The sequence below is a fragment of the Janthinobacterium foliorum genome, from assembly GCF_978021625.1.
The window spans coordinates 297,700-314,138 of the sequence record NZ_CDXDQE010000005.1 but is presented as its reverse complement, the minus strand read 5'-3'; the positions used below and the strand labels follow the sequence as shown (position 1 = coordinate 314,138).

At 64.1% G+C, this 16,439-nt stretch carries 21 protein-coding genes; 1 reads left to right on the top strand and 20 read right to left on the bottom strand.

The window, feature by feature from the left end:
- Positions 1-28: 28 nt before the first annotated feature.
- Genes ACZ92H_RS13825 through flgB form a run of 3 tightly spaced genes read right to left on the bottom strand, consistent with a single transcriptional unit; the run spans position 29 to position 1,467 of the window.
- Complete coding sequence (locus tag ACZ92H_RS13825; RefSeq protein WP_465049795.1) at positions 29-682, bottom strand: flagellar hook capping FlgD N-terminal domain-containing protein; 654 nt, start codon at positions 680-682, stop codon at positions 29-31.
- Positions 683-685: 3 nt separating this feature from the next.
- Positions 686-1,096: a flagellar basal body rod protein FlgC gene (flgC, locus tag ACZ92H_RS13820; RefSeq protein ID WP_071324110.1), complete on the bottom strand. Its 411-nt coding sequence runs from the start codon at positions 1,094-1,096 to the stop codon at positions 686-688.
- Positions 1,097-1,104: 8 nt separating this feature from the next.
- Positions 1,105-1,467, bottom strand: a complete 363-nt coding sequence (flgB, locus tag ACZ92H_RS13815) for a flagellar basal body rod protein FlgB (RefSeq protein ID WP_034758109.1) — start codon at positions 1,465-1,467, stop codon at positions 1,105-1,107.
- 332 nt (positions 1,468-1,799) lie between these two features.
- Here flgB and flgA point away from each other — a divergent pair, with 332 nt between their 5' ends.
- Entirely contained in the window at positions 1,800-2,369 is a 570-nt protein-coding gene (flgA, locus tag ACZ92H_RS13810) for a flagellar basal body P-ring formation chaperone FlgA (protein ID WP_465049794.1), read from the top strand.
- A gap of 80 nt (positions 2,370-2,449) precedes the next feature.
- Here the strand turns inward: flgA and ACZ92H_RS13805 are convergent, their stop codons facing one another.
- The 17 genes from ACZ92H_RS13805 to ACZ92H_RS13725 form a co-directional block, all read right to left on the bottom strand.
- The gene (locus tag ACZ92H_RS13805) at positions 2,450-3,202 is read right to left on the bottom strand and encodes a glycoside hydrolase family 73 protein (RefSeq protein ID WP_131378820.1); all 753 of its coding nucleotides are present in this window, start codon (positions 3,200-3,202) and stop codon (positions 2,450-2,452) included.
- Complete coding sequence (gene flgN, locus ACZ92H_RS13800; protein ID WP_131378818.1) at positions 3,189-3,629, bottom strand: flagellar export chaperone FlgN; 441 nt, start codon at positions 3,627-3,629, stop codon at positions 3,189-3,191. The genes ACZ92H_RS13805 and flgN overlap by 14 nt, the downstream gene beginning before the upstream one ends.
- The gene (gene flgM, locus ACZ92H_RS13795) at positions 3,626-3,916 is read right to left on the bottom strand and encodes a flagellar biosynthesis anti-sigma factor FlgM (protein ID WP_465049793.1); all 291 of its coding nucleotides are present in this window, start codon (positions 3,914-3,916) and stop codon (positions 3,626-3,628) included. Before flgM ends, flgN begins: the two co-directional genes overlap by 4 nt.
- Before the next feature lie 16 nt (positions 3,917-3,932).
- Positions 3,933-4,994 carry a flagellar motor protein MotB gene (locus ACZ92H_RS13790; RefSeq protein WP_131378814.1) on the bottom strand — a complete coding sequence of 354 codons (1,062 nt, stop codon included), beginning with the start codon at positions 4,992-4,994 and terminating at the stop codon, positions 3,933-3,935.
- On the bottom strand, positions 4,921-5,835 hold the full coding sequence (gene motA / locus ACZ92H_RS13785) for a flagellar motor stator protein MotA (RefSeq protein WP_034757817.1): 915 nt from the start codon (positions 5,833-5,835) through the stop codon (positions 4,921-4,923). Before motA ends, ACZ92H_RS13790 begins: the two co-directional genes overlap by 74 nt.
- Positions 5,836-5,903: 68 nt before the next feature.
- Entirely contained in the window at positions 5,904-6,647 is a 744-nt protein-coding gene (locus ACZ92H_RS13780) for a FliA/WhiG family RNA polymerase sigma factor (protein WP_131378812.1), read from the bottom strand.
- Between the two features lie 39 nt (positions 6,648-6,686).
- Positions 6,687-7,163 (bottom strand): flagellar basal body-associated FliL family protein, encoded by a 477-nt coding sequence (locus ACZ92H_RS13775; RefSeq protein ID WP_465049792.1) that lies wholly within the window; start codon positions 7,161-7,163, stop codon positions 6,687-6,689.
- Positions 7,163-8,317: a flagellar hook-length control protein FliK gene (locus ACZ92H_RS13770; RefSeq protein WP_465049791.1), complete on the bottom strand. Its 1,155-nt coding sequence runs from the start codon at positions 8,315-8,317 to the stop codon at positions 7,163-7,165. The genes ACZ92H_RS13775 and ACZ92H_RS13770 overlap by 1 nt, the downstream gene beginning before the upstream one ends.
- Entirely contained in the window at positions 8,314-8,631 is a 318-nt protein-coding gene (locus ACZ92H_RS13765) for a hypothetical protein (protein WP_465049790.1), read from the bottom strand. The genes ACZ92H_RS13770 and ACZ92H_RS13765 overlap by 4 nt, the downstream gene beginning before the upstream one ends.
- The gene (gene fliS / locus ACZ92H_RS13760) at positions 8,624-9,013 is read right to left on the bottom strand and encodes a flagellar export chaperone FliS (RefSeq protein ID WP_092802392.1); all 390 of its coding nucleotides are present in this window, start codon (positions 9,011-9,013) and stop codon (positions 8,624-8,626) included. The genes ACZ92H_RS13765 and fliS overlap by 8 nt, the downstream gene beginning before the upstream one ends.
- Positions 9,014-9,064: 51 nt before the next feature.
- Positions 9,065-10,474, bottom strand: coding sequence for a flagellar filament capping protein FliD (fliD, locus tag ACZ92H_RS13755; RefSeq protein ID WP_131378805.1), 1,410 nt, complete (start codon positions 10,472-10,474; stop codon positions 9,065-9,067).
- Between the two features lie 89 nt (positions 10,475-10,563).
- A complete protein-coding gene (locus tag ACZ92H_RS13750) occupies positions 10,564-11,001 on the bottom strand; it encodes a flagellar export protein FliJ (RefSeq protein ID WP_131378803.1) in 438 nt (145 codons plus the stop codon).
- Between the two features lie 8 nt (positions 11,002-11,009).
- A complete protein-coding gene (gene fliI / locus ACZ92H_RS13745; RefSeq protein WP_465049789.1) occupies positions 11,010-12,320 on the bottom strand; it encodes a flagellar protein export ATPase FliI in 1,311 nt (436 codons plus the stop codon).
- Positions 12,317-13,006 carry a flagellar assembly protein FliH gene (fliH, locus tag ACZ92H_RS13740; protein ID WP_131378799.1) on the bottom strand — a complete coding sequence of 230 codons (690 nt, stop codon included), beginning with the start codon at positions 13,004-13,006 and terminating at the stop codon, positions 12,317-12,319. The genes fliI and fliH overlap by 4 nt, the downstream gene beginning before the upstream one ends.
- Positions 13,003-14,043 carry a flagellar motor switch protein FliG gene (locus tag ACZ92H_RS13735; RefSeq protein WP_131378797.1) on the bottom strand — a complete coding sequence of 347 codons (1,041 nt, stop codon included), beginning with the start codon at positions 14,041-14,043 and terminating at the stop codon, positions 13,003-13,005. Before ACZ92H_RS13735 ends, fliH begins: the two co-directional genes overlap by 4 nt.
- On the bottom strand, positions 14,021-15,751 hold the full coding sequence (gene fliF, locus ACZ92H_RS13730) for a flagellar basal-body MS-ring/collar protein FliF (protein WP_465049788.1): 1,731 nt from the start codon (positions 15,749-15,751) through the stop codon (positions 14,021-14,023). The genes ACZ92H_RS13735 and fliF overlap by 23 nt, the downstream gene beginning before the upstream one ends.
- A 60-nt stretch (positions 15,752-15,811) precedes the next feature.
- Complete coding sequence (locus ACZ92H_RS13725; RefSeq protein ID WP_465049787.1) at positions 15,812-16,150, bottom strand: flagellar hook-basal body complex protein FliE; 339 nt, start codon at positions 16,148-16,150, stop codon at positions 15,812-15,814.
- Between the last annotated feature and the right edge of the window lie 289 nt (positions 16,151-16,439).

The window sequence follows — 16,439 nt, the reverse complement described above, 5'->3', positions numbered from 1 at the left end:
GTGTTCAGGAAACGAAGGCGCGGGCGGATCAGGCCGTCTTGCCGTTAAAGCCCGTGATCGCGCCAGGGTTGACTTCGCCCAGGTTCGACACGCTCAGAATCATGTTGCCGGAGGACGACAGGCGCACGCTGTTGAGCTTGCCTGCGATATCGACCGTCGGTTTTTCTGTGCTGCTGGTGCTCACCGACATGGTGTAGGTGCCGGTGGGCAAGCCCAGCGCCACGGGATCGATGGTGAACGGCACCGTGCCGGCCGCCTTGGCGCCCAGTTCGATCTTGTATTCCTTGTCGTCGGCACCTTTCAGGGTGACGGTGGTCTTGCTGCTGGTGGCGGCCAGCGCGATGCTGCCGCTGACCGTGTTCTTGTCGATCTGAACCGTGTCGGTATTGACCATCACTTCGGAACCCACCTGCGCGCCCAGGGCCAGCACCTGCATCGATTGCAGCACGCTGGCATTGGCGCTGGTCAGCGCCGACAGGTTCTGCATCGCTTCCGTCTGCGCCTGCTGCGTCAATTGATTGACGAACTGGCTAGGGTCGGTCGGCGCCAGCGGGTCCTGGTTCTTGATCTGCGCCACCAGCAGTTTGGTAAACATGTCTTGCGTGGCATTGTTGTTCGAGGCCACGGCATTGCTGTTCGTACCGCTGCTGCTGGTATTGTTTGTAAAGAGATTGGTTTCCATGGCTTATGCTTCACCTAATTTGAGGAGCGACTGCTGCATCGACTTGATGCGGCCCAGAACTTCGACATTCGTTTCAAACGCGCGCGAGGCCGACATCATGTCGGTCATCTCGGCCACCTGATTGACGTTGGGGTAGTACACCATGCCGTCGGCATTGGCCATCGGATGGCCCGGTTCGTAGACCTTGCGCAGCGGTTCGTCGCTTTGCACCACGTCGAGCACCTGCACGCGGCCGCCCGCGCCGCTGGCGCCATCCATCACGGCGGAAAACACGGGCTTGCGCGCGCGGTAGGTTTCGCCTTCGGAGCCGGCAACGGAATCGGCATTGGCCAGGTTGCTGGCGATGGTATTCAGGCGCACGGTTTGCGCCGCCATCGCCGAACCGGCGATCTTGGAAATATCCTGGAAGCTCATGCTGTTCCTTATTGTCCGGAAATGGCCTTGGACAGACCCTTCAGTTTCATGTTGACGAAAGTGAGGCTGGTCTGGAAGTCGGTGGCGTTCTGCGAGAAGGCCGCCTGTTCGACGCCGATTTCGACGGTGTTGCCGTCGCGGCTGGGGTGGTAGGGTACTCGGTACAGGGCGCTGGCGTCGTCATCGGTCGACAGCAGGCCCGCTTCGTTGTCCTGCAACTGCTGCAGGGCGCTGCCGAAATCCATGTCCATGGCCTGGAAGCCCGGCGTGTTTTCATTGGCGATGTTGGCTGCCAGCACGCGTGTGCGGTCGGCGCGCAGTGCGAGCGCGTCGGCATGCACGCCGAGCGCGTCCTTGAAATTAATCCCCATGGTCATCCTTTGTATTGAATTCGATCGTGCTTTTTGCAGTTCGGGCTAGAAAATAGGTGGTGCGGAGGTAAAATCCCAGCCTGGTCATGTTGACGCATGGTAAGGTCATGCCGCTTCAGTATCTTTGATTAAGGTTAGCAATGATTCATTTCAACAGCATTACGATGATGCGAAACAAGATGCCACGTCCTCACATACTGCTTCCGGGCCTATTTTTTCTGACCAGCCTATATAGTAGTGCAGGACGCGCAGAATTGCCAGCCGACAATATATTTTCGCGAGTAGAACAGTTGGCGCGCGAGCAATTAGCGCATCAAGCGGACGCCGCAGGCTTGCTGGAACCGCAGTTTCAAGTCGCCGTGGTGAAAAGCGCGCGCCCCATTCCCGCCTGTGCGGCGCCGGTCGCGCTCGAGGCGGCGGACAGCCGTTCGGCCCAGCGCATGCGCTTTGTTGCAGTGTGTCCTGGGAGCAACGGTTGGCGCTACGAGATGCTGGTGCGCGGCGCCATCACGGCGCAAGTCGCCGTTACCAGCGTGCCCGTGACGGCGAATACGCCGCTGCAGGCGGGCGACGTGGCGCTGGCGCGGCGCGACGTGACGATGCTGCCGGACAGTATTGCCTCCTTGCCCGACGCCGTGGGACTGTCGAGCCGGCGCAGCCTGCGCGCGGGGGAAGTGCTGCGCCAGGGCCAGCTGGCCGCGCCCATGCTGATCAAGCGGGGCAGTGCCGTCAGCATCGTCGCGCGCAAGGAACAGGTGGAAGTGAGCATGGCGGGCGAGGCGATGGACCCGGGCGCGCTGGGGCAGGTGATTCGCGTGCGCAACGCCACCAGCGGCACGGTGATACGCGCCAGGGTGGTCGATGCGGGCGTGGTGGAACCGGCCGAGATTCCCGGCCGTTAAGGGAGCGCCGGCCGAGATTCCCGGCCGTTAAGGGAGCGCCGGCCGAGATTGTCGGCCGCTCAGGGAACGACCCGGCGGAACTACTCGGCGGCGGCCGTGCGCTGCAGGCGCGTCGCCAGCTGGGTCAGCTTGGCCGCATAGTGGGGATCGGTGGCATAGCCGCCGCGCGCCAGGCCTTGCGCGAAGGCGCCCGCGTCCTTGCCCGTGTTGAGGGCGGGGCGGTAGCGGGGATTGTCCAGCAGCACTTGCGCATAGTCGCGGAAGGCGCTGGCCTGGTCCGGGTAGCTGCGGAAACGTTCCGTTTTCTTCAGGGCCGTGCCGCTGCCTGCCTCGTACTCGGTGGTGACATTGCTGGCCACGTCGCCCTGCCATTTGCCGCCGGCCTTGATGCCGAACAGGTTATTCGTGTCGGCACCCGTGCCCTGGCGCAGGGGACGCTGGCCCCAGCCCGATTCCAGCGCCGCATGGGCGGCGACGATTTCCGGCGCCACGCCCAGGCGCGCGCCCGTTTCTTCCGTCCAGGGCTTGATCGAGGCGAGGAACTGCTGCTGCACTTCGCCGATCTCGCCACCCTGGTTGATGCTGCCCAGCACATTCACGGGCTGGCTCTGCTCCAGGTAGGCGCGCCCTTGCGGATTCAGGGTGGTGGCGCTGCCGCCGCCCTGTTCGATAAAACGGGCCACTTCGCCCTGCACCTGCTGGAACACGCTGCCAAAACTGCCGGCTGCCGCCGTCGCAGGCGTGGCGCGCATATTGCTCTGCACGGCAGTTGTCGCCAGCGTCGACGGCGTGGCGGCCATCGCGCGCATCTGTGAAAAATCAGCCTGGCGCATACGTATCTTCCTCGCCATGCAGCACGCGCTGCATGATGCTGTACTGTTCCGTTAATAATTCGCTGTTGCGGGCATTCAGGCGCTTGCATTCGAGCACCATCTGTTCCAGCGCCACCCAGTCGGCCTGGGCCTTGCTGCGCGCATCTTCTTGCAACAGGGCAAACAGCTGCGGCATGTCGCCCTGCGGACCGAGCAGCGCGGTGACGAGGCTGACCCGCTGGCGCCGGCGCGCGTCGAGGGGCTCGACGGCTGCGATAACCTGGTCGGCCAGCGCCGTCAGCTGCGCGCTCTGGTGGCGCAGGGTGGCCTGGAATTGTTCTTCCAGCAAGGCTTGCAGGGCGGCGTAGCCGAGGCTATCGTCGGCCATGCCTTGCAGCACGCGGCGCACGGCTTCCTGGCGCGTGATGCCCTTGCGCGGGGCGGTCACGACTCACCGCCGTGGAAACGCTGGATCAGGCCCGCCAGTTTCGACGGGTCGAAGGGTAATTCGCCCTTGGCCAGCGCATCGCGCAGCATGGCCACTCTTTCGTGGTCGATGTCGGGCATGGTGCGTAGGGCGGCCATGGCCGGTTGCAGCACGGCCGACTGCATCTGTTCGCCAGCGGCCGAACCGGGCGTCACCGCACCGGCAGCGCCATGCTCGGCGATCGCCTCGGCAGGCGCCACGGCGCCGCTGCGCACGGTTGCGCCGGTATTGCCGGAGGAGATTTTCATACGATGTCCCTTGCCTTTAATTTGCATGCTCGTCCCGCTCTTTCCTGGCGGGCAAGCCCAGTTTGTCGCGCAGGCGCTGCAAGGTTCCCGCATCCGGTTCGCCCACTTGCAACTCTTCGCCTTGCGCCTTTTGTCCGGCCATGCCGAACATGGCGGCGATGCTGTCTGCCTGTCCACGCGTCAATATTAACAGTTCGATGCGGCGGTTGATGCCGGCGCTGGCGTTTTTCACGTCCAGCGGCGCGCGGTCGGCCATGCCCACCACTTGCAGGACGCTGTCCGGACTCATGCTGCCGATCAGCAATTGCGCGCGCGCCGACATGGCGCGGTTGGCCGACAGGGTCCAGTTCGAATAGCCTTCATAGCCCGTATTCGCATATTGCATCGAATCGGTGTGGCCGACGATCAGCATCTGGTTCTCCATCTGGGCAAACACGGGACCCATCTGGCGCAGCAGCTTGCGGAAGCGGTCCGTCGGCACGGCGCTGCCGCGCACGAACATGCCTTGCTTGTCCGTATCGTGCAGCATGACGCGCAAGCCGTAGGGCGTGATCACCGACTGCAAGTTGCTCTTCAATCCCGCTTCATCGCTGAGCTTGTCGAGCGCGCGCGACAGGGCCAGCAAGTCTTCCGGCGACTGGTAGCTGACCTTGGTCTGGTTTTGCGGGGCCGAGCCGGCCTTGCCATCCTGCGCCTGCTTGCCTTCCGTGCGCGTGTCGCCCGTGCCCTTGCGGGGCATGGGGAAGCGCTCGATCAGGCTGCCGCGCGGGCCGCCTTTCTGTTCCGGCATGACGCCCTGGCCTTCGCCCTGGCGGCTGCCTGCCGATGCATCCATCATGATTTCCTTCATCGCCTGCTGCTCGCGCGCGGCCATCAGCCACAGCACGAGGAACAGCGACAGCAGGGCCAGGCAAAAGTCGGCGAACGCGACTTTCCAGGCGCCGCCGTGGCCATCGTCGTCGTGCTTGCGTCCGGCACGCTTGATGATGGCCTGTTCATGTTTCTCATGCGGCTTTAGCACGGCGGCCTCCCCGGCCTTGGCCTTGCTCTTGTTCGGCGCCGCCATCTTCCAGCGCATTGATCCAGCTTTCCAGCTGGGCGAAACTCGGCTTGATGTTCAGCTGCACCAGGCGGCGGCCCGCATCGATGGCCAGCAGGGGCGGTTTGCCCGCCACGTGCGTGACCAGCACGACCTTCACGCATTCCATGGTCGAGCCTTCTTCACCGACCAGCTGTTTCATCATGTTGCACATCGGGTCGAGCACGCCGTAGCAGAAGAAGATGCCGATGAAGGTACCGACCATGGCGGCGCCCACTTTTTCCGAAATTTCCGCCGCATCGGCGCCGTCGGCCACGGAATTCATGGCCATCACGATGCCGAGCACGGCGGCCAGGATGCCGAAACCGGGCATGGCTTCGGCGATCTTGTGCAGCGACTTCGACGGTTGCAGCAATTCGTCGTGGATGGCTTCCAGCTCCTGCTCCAGCACGCCTTCGAGCTCGTGCGCGTTGATCTTGCCCATGGCCATCAGGCGGAAGTTGTCGACGATAAAGGCCAGCAGTTTCGGCTCTTCCAGTACCAGCGGGTAGCGCTGGAACAGGGCGCTTTCGCGCGGCGCCTCGACGTGGGCGTCCAGGGCCTTCAGGCCGCCGGCGGCCGTTTGCAGCAGTTCATACATCAGCAGCAGCAACTGGCGCTGGAATTCCGAGCCTTGCTTCTTGTGCGTGACGATCTTGCGCATCTGGTGCAGCATTTCACCGAGTACATGCTTGGGGTTGCCCAGCACCAGGGCGCCAACGGCGGCGCCGATGATGATGATCAACTCGACCGGTTGCCAGATCGCGTGGACGGTGCCGCCCATCAGGGCGAAGCCTCCGAATACACACCCCATCACGATTAAGATACCGATAATTACCATGTCAACTGCCTTTCTGCGTCATTGTACTGCGTCAATTTGATGAGTTTTTCTAAAACTAGTACGGAAACTTATGCGTCTTGCAGCATGGCTTTCATCTTGCCCAGTGCCGTCTTGTTCAGCTGGCAGACGCGGGCGTCGCTCAAGTCCAGCACGGCGGCAATTTCCTTATAGCTCAATTCGAATTCGTAATACATCTGCACCACGCGCTGTTCGCGTTCGTCGAGCGCGCGCAAGGCTTGTTCGAGGCTGCGCCGCACCATCAATTGCTCTTCCGGGCTGGGCGCGCTGTCCGCCTGTCCCAGGCTTTCCTGCAGCACTTCATCGAAACTGGCGATCAGCTCGGCGTTTTCCGCCAGCTGGTATTCCTGGAAGGCTTCCGGCGTCAGCTTCAGCGCGGCCATGATTTCCGCTTCCTGCGGCTCGCGCCCCAGGCGCCGGGTGAGGGCGCGCACGCTGTCGCGCAAGCGATGGCTTTCCTGGCGCACGGCGCGCGGGCGCCAGTCCTGGCGCCGCAATTCGTCGAGGATGGCGCCGCGGATGCGCAGGCTGGCATAGCTGCCGAACGACTGGTCCGGCACGCCGTAGCGGCGCAGCGCTTCGAGCAAGCCCATCAGTCCAATTTGCTCCATGTCGTCGCGGTCGATGGCGCCCGATACCTGCGAATTGAGCTGGCGCACGATGCGTTTCACCAACGGCGCATACGCCACCAGATGTTGTTGCTCTTCAGCAACGCTGAGCACGGCCGCGCAAGCGCTGGCGGCGGCATATTCGCCGGCGCCGTACGCTTCCTGGTATTGCTCTACATAGGCCACGGGGTCTCCCACTAGGTCGGCTGGCGTGTTGGCGTCGGCTTATTCAATGATCAGCTTGCCGACCATGACTTCCGTGAACGGCTTTTCCATCTGTTCGCGCTCGTAGCTGACATTGAAGGCCTTGTTGATCTGTTCCGCGTACTGTTCCACCGTCATGGTCTGGGCCTTGTCCATGGGGAAGCTGGACAAGGTGCTGACGGCGATCGAGCGCATCAGCGGCAGGTGGTCCTTGGTCAGCTTTTCCTTTTCCTCGGTGGTGGCGATCACCAGGTCGGCCGACAGGTAATGCGTGTCCGTGTCGCCAGGACCGCGGCGCAGCATCACGATGACCTTGTCGAGCGTGAGGAACTTGCGTGCCTTCTTGCCCGTGGCAGGCGGTGGCGAGGCTTTCGCTTCGGCGGTCTCGGCATGGCCGGCAACCGGCTTGGCCAGGTACCACATGGCGCCGCCAGCCGCGCCGGCGGCCAGCACGGCCACGGCGACGAAGCCGCCGATCAGTTTCATTTTCATATTCATCAGGCGGTTTCTCGCTCATGCATGGCGTAAGTGGTGGAAGTGCCGGACGGCGTGCCGTCGGACAGGGCGCGGCCCGGTTCGGCATCGTCCTGCTGGCGGCCTGGCTGACGCTGGCCGCGCGCATCGCCTTCGGCAAACGCCTGGGCGGCGGGGCTGCGCGGCGTGGCGCTGATATTCACGGCCACGTCGGTGTACTGGCGCTGCGCCAGGTCGCTGCGCATGTTTTCGCCGATGCCCTGCAACTGGCGCAGCACTTCCGCATTCGATGCCGTCACGTTGACTTGCAGCGCGCCGGCCGTATGGCGGATGGAGATTTCGATGCGGCCCAGCATCGGTGGGTCGAGGCGGATCGTCGCGTGCTCGCTGTTGCGGCCGATCTGCGTCTGCAGGCGTTCGCCCAGCGCTTCGCGCAGGGGCTCCTGCCATTGCTGCGCAGGACCGTTGAGTTTGATGGTGTCGCCGGCGGGCGCCGTCGTGGCGGCGTTGGTCACGGCGCCTGCCAGGCCCGGATTCGGGGCGGCGGCAGCGACGGGCGTGGCGGCGCGTTCGCCGTCGCGCGCGGCAGGTGCGGCAGGTGCGGGCGCTGCCTGTGCCAGCACGGCGTCGAAGGCGGCGGGCAGGGTGCCGCTGCCGCTCTTTGCCGCCGGCAGCGGATTGGCGGCGGCCAGCGGTTCGCGCGTGTCGCGGCCTGCCGCCTGCGGCGTTGCCTGGGCGTTCAAGGTGACCGCCGCCGGATGCATGCTGATGGTGAGTGCCGGATTGGCTTGCGCCGCGCCGGACTGGGTCTGCGCCAGGGCGGCGGCGCGTGCTTCAGCCGCGGCCGCATCCGTTGGCGGCAGCAGGGCCACCGGCAAGCCGATGACAGGGGGCGCCATGGCAGGCAGGGTGCTGTCGGCCTGGCTGTCGCTGTCGCCATCCTTGACTGGCGCGCCGGTCTCGGCCGCGGGCGTACCGGGTTCTTCTACCGTCGCCACATCGAGCGCCTGCGCGAACAGGGGCAGGGCGGCAGGCGCGGCGGCCGTGCCTGGCGCGGCCGCGCTGCTGCCATAGCCTGGCGTGCCGGGCAAGAGACCGGCCTGCGGCGCTGCCGCTGCAGGCGCCGCATTGCCCGTCGATGCCGGAGCGGCCGGCGCCGTGTTGAAGTTCATGATCATGCTTGATACCCTTCAGAGTCGAATTCGCCGAGCGCGGCGTAGGCGACCCAACCTTCCTTATTTGCCTGTAATGCACCCAGGTGCAGACCCAGGCGTTCTTTTTCCGCAGAGCAAATTTTAACCGCTTGCGCGTGAATTTTGCGCAATTGCAACAATTCTGTTTGTTCCAGCGCATTCCATGCGCCCCGTTCGGCCAGCAAGGGCAGGTTTTTCGCCAGGGTGGCGGAAAGCCGTTCCAGTGCTGCCCAGTCTGCCTGCTCGCTGGCGGCGGCAAATTGACGGCCCAGCTGCTGCAGTGCGCTGCGCCTAGGCATTGTTGGCCTGCACGCCCACCCAGCCCCGCTTGATGGTCGTCATCAAGGTCGTCACTTCGTCGATCAGGGTCGGGTCGAGCTTGATGCCGGCCGTGTACAGGCGCGCCACGCAATAGTCGTACAGGCGCGCCAGGTTGACCACCACTTCGCCGCCATTGTCGAAATCGAGCGAGCTCGACAGACCGTTGATGATCTGCGTGCATTTATCCAGGCTGATCGCCTTCTGTTCGTAGCGTTTGCCCACGATATGCCCGCGCGCGCGCGCCAGTTCTTCCAGCAGGCCGTCCGTCAGGACCAGCACCAGTTCCACGGGCGAGGCGCGCGAGGTCTGGGCATCCAGGTTGACTGCATGGTAGTTGCCGTAAGCTTCATTGTTTAACATGTCTTGTTTCTCACTGTCAGAACTTGCGGCGGCGCGGCAGGCACGCTCGCCTTAGGATTTATCGTTGCCAAACATGGCGTCGAACATGTCGACGTTTTTGTTCATCTGTTCCTGCAAAATCTGCAGGCGCGTAAATTGGTCGAGGTAGCGCTTGTACGAGTTGTCATACTGCGTATTCAGGCGGTCCATGCTCTTGTTCAGGCTTTTTTGCAGGGTATCGGTCGCTTCCAGGCGCTGCTTGATCTGGCCCTTGGTGACGTTGCTCCACTGGCCCAGCACCTTGTCCAGGCCGCCCAGCACGCCAGCCGGCGCGGACAGGCTGTTATTGCCGAACAGCTGGTCCAGGCCCGTCGGGTTGGTTGCCAGCTTGGCCGTCAGCTTGGCGCTGTTCAGGCTGATCGTGCCGTCGCGCTGCGCCGTGATGCCATACGACACCAGCGAATCGCCGCCGATGCTCATGCGCAGGGCATTGCCCATGCTGGTGCGCAGCGCGTTCAGGCCCGAATCATGGGCGAAAATGCCGGCGGCCACGCCCTTGGCCGGGTCGCCCGGGCTGGCCAGGCCGTCGATCAGGGTTTTCAGCTTGTTGTAGGCGTCGACGAAGGTCTGCACATTGGCGATGGTGCCGGCGTTGTCGGTGGCGACCGTCAGCAGCACCGGCGCTTCGGCGGCCGACATGGCGCGCGTGAAGGTGATCTTCACGTCCTGCACGTTGGTGAAGGTATTCGACGCCTGTGTGATTTTGGTGCCCGTATCCTTGTTGCCCAGCCAGACGATGGCGTCGTCGGCCTTGACTACTTCCTTGAAGTTGGCTGGCGCGATCAGCGCGCCTTTCAGCGCGACGTTGGTGACGCCGCTGGCATCGAGCGTGGCGGCATTGGCGACACCCGTCACATTCGACGTCAGCACCAGTTGTGCTTCGTTGCCGATGGTGACGATGGATGCCGTCACGCGCGAGTTGTTCTTGCTGTTGCCATTGATGGCGGCGGCGATTTCCTGCGGCGTCAGGGTGCCGTTGCCATCCTTGTCGGCGGCGGCCAGGTCGATGTCGAGCGTATTGTCGCCCACGCCATCGCCGATTTTCACTTTCAGCGTGCCCGTGCCGTCAGCCGTGGCGACGCCTGTCAGGCCGCCGTACGACAGCTGGCTGGCCGTGGCCAGTTTTTCCACGAAAAAGCTGTACGTGCCGGGCGCGGCATTGATGCCGGCCGTCGCCGTGCCATAGCCCGCGGAGGGGAAGGTGGCCGCTTGGCTCAGCACGGACTTGCTGGTGGTCATGGCCGACATGGCCAGCTGGAAGGCGGAGATGGCCGACTTCATGTTGTTCAGCGCCGTGCTGGTATTGTTGGCCAGCGTGTTTTTCGCCGTCAGTGCTGCTTGCTGCGCCGCAATTTCCTTGGTCGCCAGGTTTTTTGCGGTGGTGATCGGATCGTAGACCGGTGAAGTAATTACGCTTGCCATGCCAGACTCCTGAATAAAGGGATATACCGGTACAAGGCGACCCCCATTCCCGTTTCGTGAAATTTTCCTGAAAGAAACTTACACAAAGCTCATTTTACCTGCCCGCGGAACCAGAATTGGGTCGCCAGCTCGTCTTGCCGCTTGGCATCGGTACGTTGTTGCTTGTTTGCAACATGCTGCTGTTTTTGCGTCAGCACCTGGTCCAGCACCTCGCGCTTGGCCCACGCCGTGTTCAGGGCCCGCTGCGAAATGGCCATGTTGGCTTCATGCAAATGCAGGTCGGTACGGTGCTGGTCGGCCATCTGCATGACGGCTTGCTTGAAATTGCCGCAGTTGACGGACAGGGCCAGAGGCAGGGCGCCGCTGGGGCCGCTATCCGTGTACAGGCCCGTGAGGCGCTCCAGGTTTTTCTGGTAGCGCTCGCGCACGGCCGTCTGGGCGGCCATTTCGCCTTGCAGGCGTTCCACTTCGGTGCTGCGCAAGCCGACCAGGGTAGTCAGGTTGCGGATGGTATGCGCGTCGCTCACAAATGCTCCTAGGCCATGATCTGTTCAAGTTGTGCGATGCACGGGCCCATCGGCGCCTCTTCCTTGGTGCCCTGGCACAGGAAGGCCTCGATGGGCCCGTGCAATTGCACGGCGCGGTCGGTGATGGGGTCGGCGCCGGGCACGTAGGCGCCCAGGGGGATCAGGTCGCGCACGCGCGCATGGCGCGCCATCGATGCCTTCAGCGCCCGCGCCGCCAGCATGTGCTCGGGCGTGATCACCTGCGCCATGCAGCGGCTGATCGAGGCGGCGATGTCGATGGCGGGGTAGTGGCCCCGCTCGGCCAGTTCGCGCGTGAGCACGATATGGCCGTCGAGAATCGCGCGCGCCGTGTCGACCACGGGGTCCTGCTGGTCGTCGCCTTCGGCCAGCACCGTGTAGATGGCGCTCATGCTGCCTTCCGGGTGGGCGCCATTGCCGGCGCTCTCCACCAGTTGCGGCAAATTCGAAAAGACGGACGGCGGATAGCCGCGCGTGGCCGGCGGCTCGCCCAGGGCCAGCGCCACTTCGCGCAGCGCCATCGCGTAGCGCGTGAGCGAATCGACCAGCAGCAGCACGTGCTTGCCCTGGTCGCGGTAATGGGCGGCGATGGAATGGCACAGTTCGGTGGCCATGATGCGCATCAAGGGCGATTCGTCGGCAGGGGCGATCACCAGCACGGCTTTTTTCAAGCCTTCCGCGCCCAGCGATTTTTCGACGAATTCGCGCACTTCGCGGCCCCGTTCGCCGATCAGGCCGACGACGACCACGTCGGCCACCGTCTGGCGCGTGATCAGGCCCAGCAGCACGCTCTTGCCGACGCCGGAACCGGCCATCAGACCCACGCGCTGGCCCTTGCCCAGGGTCAGCATGCTGTTGATGGCCCGCACGCCCACGTCCAGCGGCTCGACCACGGGTTGTTTCTTCAGGGGATTGATCTTCGGCGGCGTCACTTCCAGGATGTGTTCGCCACCGAGGCGGCCCAGGTCGTCGATCGGCTCGCCCAGGCCATTGACCATGCGGCCCAGCCACGAGGGGCCGATCTGCAGGCTGGCCTTGTCGGGCAGGGGCAGCACGCGCGCGCCCGTGGTCAGTCCCGAGGCCTTCTTGAAAGGCATCAGGTAAGAGAGCTTTTCACGGAAGCCGACGACTTGCGCATCGAGCCACTCGCCATTCACAGTTTCGATCTGACAACGCTGGCCCGTGTGCAAACGGCAGCCGGCGCTTTCCAGCAGCAAGCCGGAAGCGCCGACCAGGCGGCCGGTCGGCGTCGCGACCGGGATGTCGCCGATCTCGAAACTGCGCAGCGTGTCGGCGATCATGCAGGCGTGCCCTGGTCCGCGTGTTCGGCGGCCAGCGCCAGATGGCTGCTGACCTGTTCCATGCAGGCCGACAGGCGCTGATGGCAGCCGGCGTCGACTTCATTGTCGCCCGCCTTGATGCGGCATTCGCCCGCGTCGAGGCGGGCGTCGGCGATCAGGTTCCAGCGCTTGGCGCGCTTCGGATCGAGTTCGCTGATACGCTTCAATTCTTCCGGATTGAGGAAGACGTCGATCTCCTCGCGCGTGGGCGGCATCGAGGCCAGGGTCTCGTCGACCAGGGCCAGCAATTGCACTGGCTGCAGCGCCAGTTCGGCGCGGATCACCTGGCGCGCCACCTTGGCCACCAGGTCGACCACTTCCTTGCGCTGCGCTGCGCGGTAGTCGGCGCGCACTTTTTTCAGGTCGCGCAAGATGGCGTCGACGGGACGCGCCAGGCGGTCCAGCGCCACCAGGGTTTCATTGCGGCCTTCTTCGCGGCCGTGCGCCATGCCGTCGCTGCGTCCGGCGTCGTAGCCATCCTGCTGGCCTTGCACCAGGCCCACTTCATAGCCGTCGCGCTGGCCCTGCTCGAAACCTTCCGAGACGGACGCCTGCCACTGGCCGTCCGTGTCCTCGTTCGAGGCGCGCTGGCCGGCGGCGATGAACTGCGACAGGGGCGGAAAACGATACGAGCGAAAGTGCTTCATTCAATCACCGCTTCGGCAAACAGTTGCACTTCGATCTCGCCCGCATCGGCGAGGCCCTTGACGGTGGCCATGATTTCCTGGCGCGTCTGTTCGATGCGCGACAGCGGCACGGGGCCGGAACGGCGCATCATGTCTTCGAAGCTCTGTGCCTGGCGGCGCGGCATGGTTTTCAGCACGGCATCGCGGATCGACGGCTCCGCGCCCTTGAGGGCGATGGCCCACTGTTCCATCGGCACGTCTTCCAGGATGCGCGTGAGCGTGACATCGCTTTGCGTGGCGAGGATCAGGAAGTCGTACATGCTCAGCTCGATTTCCGACACCACTTCCGGATCGTGCGCGCGCAGCAGTTCGACCAGCGCGGCGCGGTTGCCCGGCATGCGGTTGAGGATCTCGGCGGCCTGGCGGATGCCTTCCACGCTGGTGCTTTGCGTGTCGAGCGTGCCCAGGCAGCGGCCCACCAGTTCATCGAGCTCGACCAGCAGGTCGCGGTCGATCTCGTCCAGGCGCGCCAGGTTCAGCAGCACCAGGTCGCGGCCTTCGACGGGCAGGGCGTCGAGGATCTGGCCGGCCAGCGCGGGCGGCAAAAAGGCCAGGAAGACGGCTTGCATCTGCACGTGTTCGTTGACGATGTATTCGGCCAGCCATTTTGGCGAGGCCCACTGCAGGCGCGCCATTTTCGGGCGGATGGCATCGCCGTAAATGTTGTTCAGCACGCTATTTGCGATATCGCTGCCCAGCGCCATGTCCAGCGAGCGCTTCAGGTAGCTGCGCGAGGCGCCATGCACGCCGCTTTGCTGGCGGTAGTCGTCGAAGAAGGTTTGCATGGCCGTTTTCACGGCCTCGACCTTGATGCCGCTCATGCGCGACATCACTTGCGTCACTTCGAGCAATTCTTCGCGCGACAGGCAGCGCAGCACGTTGGCGGCCTGCTCTTCGCCCATGCTCAGCAGCACGATGGCGGCCTGCTCCACGGGATTCAGGCTGACGCTCTCGAATTCTGCGTCGTCAGGGAGATTATTGTTGTTGAGTTCGGCCATTTTTCTGCATCCATTGTTTGACGACTTCGGCGACACGCTCGGGTTCTTTTTCAGCCAGCACTTTCAGGTGGTCGACCATCACGTCGACCGCCGAGCCAGGTGGCGGCAAGTCATAATTTTCCAGCAGCGGCACCACCGGCATGCTGCCGGACGCAGCCGCTTCGCCTTCCAGGGCCGGCACGCCGTTCAGGCCCAGGGCGGGGGCGCCGGGCACCGTCACGCCATTCGCGCCGGCAGCCGGGCTGCCGGGCAGGGCCATGGCGGGATCGAGCTGCTTGAGGGTTGGCGGCGCCAGGCGCGAGGTCAGCAGGCGCATCAGGGGGCGCAGGATCAGGAAGTAGCCGAGCACGGCGCCCAGCGCGTACAGCAGCCAGCTGCTGAAGTCGACGACGGTATCGCGCTCTTCCCACCACTGCGCCACCGGCGGCTTGGCGGGGAAGGGCAGCGCCGTCAGGCTCAGGCTGTCGCCGCGCTGGGCGTTGATGCCCAGGCCGCTGTTGAGCATTTTTTCGATGTTGCCCAGTTCGCCAGGGGTCCAGCCGGTTTTCGGGTTCGGCGCGGCGGCGCTGTTGAGGACGACGGCGACGCTGAGTTTTTCCAGGCGGCCACGGCTGCGCTTGATCTGCGTGATGCTGCGGTCGTACGCGTACTGGCGCGTGGTGGCGTTCTTGCGGGCCGTGCCGTCGTCGGACGGCTTCGGCGCGCCATCGGCCGGCGCGGCGCCGGCCGCATCGGCAGGGGCGGGCACGGCGGCGGCAGGCGGACGGTTCGACAGGCTGCCGGGAATGCCGGCCACGGTGCGGTTGCGCTCCTGCTCTTCGCGCATCGCTTCGCTCGTCACTTTCGGGGCTTCGCCGTATTTTTCCAGCGTTTCGTCCACGCGGTCGTTGTTCACGGCGGCCGTCACGCTGAGCTTGAAGTTATCTTCGCCGATGACGGGGCCGAGCAGGCCCGTGACGTTGCGGCGGATGTCATCCTGGAAGCGCTTGGCGCCTTCATTGCCGGCGGCCGAGGCGTCGAAACCGTCCGTCAGGTCGATGTGCGAGGACAGCAGGTTGCCGCCCTGGTCGACCAGGCTCACGCGCGTGGGCGCCAGGCTGGCGACGCTGCCCGACACCATGTTGATGACGGCGGCGATCTGTTCCGGCGCCAGGGTGCGGCCCGGCTTCAGCGCCACGACGATGGAAGCGGACGACTTGTCGCCGTCGCTGGCGACGAACGAGGTCGACTTGGCAATCGACAAATGGACGCGCGCCGAAGCGATGGCGTCCATCGTCATGATGCTTTGCGCCAGCTCGCCTTCCAGGCCGCGGCGGAAGCGCACGTCCTGCACGAATTGCGAGACGCCCAGCGGGTCATTCTTGTCCATCAGCTCCAGGCCGGCCGGCAGCTGCGCCGTCACGCCTTTCGAGGCCAGCAGCATGCGCACCTTGCCCAGCATGGCGTCGGGCACCAGCACCTGGCCGCTGTCCGGATGCAGGCGGTAGGGGATGTGCTCGGCGTCGAGGGTTGCCATCATGTCCGTCACGGCCACTTTTTCGCGCGCGCCGAAGACCGGCTTGTAGTTGGCCTGGTCGCGCCAGAAGTACATGGTCACCATGGCGGTGATGCCGATGGCCAGCACGACGATGGGGACCAGGTTCTTCAGCAGGGCGGGCGGGATGGCGGGCTGGGCACCAAGGCGCCAGCGCGCAAATGCGGACTTCATGGGGGTAATCACTTGGGGTAACTTTCGCTGGGAGGCTGGGCGTGGATCTGGGCGTGAATCTTACAGAGGCAGTTTGATGAGTTCGTCGACGGCGCCCATGACTTTGTTGCGCACTTGCATCAACATGGAGAAGGACAGGCTCGCTTCCTGGCTGGCCAGCATGGCGCCGACCAGGTCGTCGCTCTTGCCGCTGTCGACGTCGCTCATTTTTTGCGCGGCCATGCGGTCATCGTTGTTGACCTTGCCGACGGCGTCTTTCATGCTTTGCGCGAACGAGAAGCCCGATTGTTCCGGCGCGCCAAATTGGGCGGCCGGCATGATGCTGGCGCCCAGGGCGCGTGCGTCATTGGTCAGTGCTGCCAGGTCGGCCTTGATCAGACCTGCGAGTTCGTTGCTCATCTTGCCCTCTACTTTCAATATGCGGTGACGTATCAATCAGAAATACTGGTGTTGCCATTCCAGTCCCGGCGCTGCCGCGGAACCCATCAGTTTTATCAGTTGCCACACCATCCGCTGCAAGCAGATCCAAGCACAGACTCAGCAACCTACGCCGAGGTGATTTACACGGCCATGACAACCAATATATAGCTGATAAAAGTTTCTACCGGTGGCAATAAGAGGAACTGAAAACTGCCATGAAAACCGGAATCAGGTAAGCGGAATGGCGCACTGCAAATCTACATTTTGT

Bases quoted from the DNA above. Each gene is read 5' to 3' on its own strand.
- ACZ92H_RS13765 (WP_465049790.1), bottom strand. From the start codon at position 8,631: ATGCCTAGGCGCAGCGCACTGCAGCAGCTGGGCCGTCAATTTGCCGCC.
- ACZ92H_RS13775 (WP_465049792.1), bottom strand. From the start codon at position 7,163: ATGAATATGAAAATGAAACTGATCGGCGGCTTCGTCGCCGTGGCCGTG.
- ACZ92H_RS13735 (WP_131378797.1), bottom strand. From the start codon at position 14,043: ATGGCCGAACTCAACAACAATAATCTCCCTGACGACGCAGAATTCGAG.
- fliI (WP_465049789.1), bottom strand. From the start codon at position 12,320: ATGATCGCCGACACGCTGCGCAGTTTCGAGATCGGCGACATCCCGGTC.
- fliH (WP_131378799.1), bottom strand. From the start codon at position 13,006: ATGAAGCACTTTCGCTCGTATCGTTTTCCGCCCCTGTCGCAGTTCATC.
- ACZ92H_RS13725 (WP_465049787.1), bottom strand. From the start codon at position 16,150: ATGAGCAACGAACTCGCAGGTCTGATCAAGGCCGACCTGGCAGCACTG.
- fliS (WP_092802392.1), bottom strand. From the start codon at position 9,013: ATGTTAAACAATGAAGCTTACGGCAACTACCATGCAGTCAACCTGGAT.
- ACZ92H_RS13805 (WP_131378820.1), bottom strand. From the start codon at position 3,202: ATGCGCCAGGCTGATTTTTCACAGATGCGCGCGATGGCCGCCACGCCG.
- flgB (WP_034758109.1), bottom strand. From the start codon at position 1,467: ATGGGGATTAATTTCAAGGACGCGCTCGGCGTGCATGCCGACGCGCTC.
- flgC (WP_071324110.1), bottom strand. From the start codon at position 1,096: ATGAGCTTCCAGGATATTTCCAAGATCGCCGGTTCGGCGATGGCGGCG.
- fliD (WP_131378805.1), bottom strand. From the start codon at position 10,474: ATGGCAAGCGTAATTACTTCACCGGTCTACGATCCGATCACCACCGCA.
- flgM (WP_465049793.1), bottom strand. From the start codon at position 3,916: ATGAAAATCTCCTCCGGCAATACCGGCGCAACCGTGCGCAGCGGCGCC.
- ACZ92H_RS13790 (WP_131378814.1), bottom strand. From the start codon at position 4,994: ATGCGCTGGAAGATGGCGGCGCCGAACAAGAGCAAGGCCAAGGCCGGG.
- ACZ92H_RS13825 (WP_465049795.1), bottom strand. From the start codon at position 682: ATGGAAACCAATCTCTTTACAAACAATACCAGCAGCAGCGGTACGAAC.
- fliF (WP_465049788.1), bottom strand. From the start codon at position 15,751: ATGAAGTCCGCATTTGCGCGCTGGCGCCTTGGTGCCCAGCCCGCCATC.
- motA (WP_034757817.1), bottom strand. From the start codon at position 5,835: ATGGTAATTATCGGTATCTTAATCGTGATGGGGTGTGTATTCGGAGGC.
- ACZ92H_RS13770 (WP_465049791.1), bottom strand. From the start codon at position 8,317: ATGATCATGAACTTCAACACGGCGCCGGCCGCTCCGGCATCGACGGGC.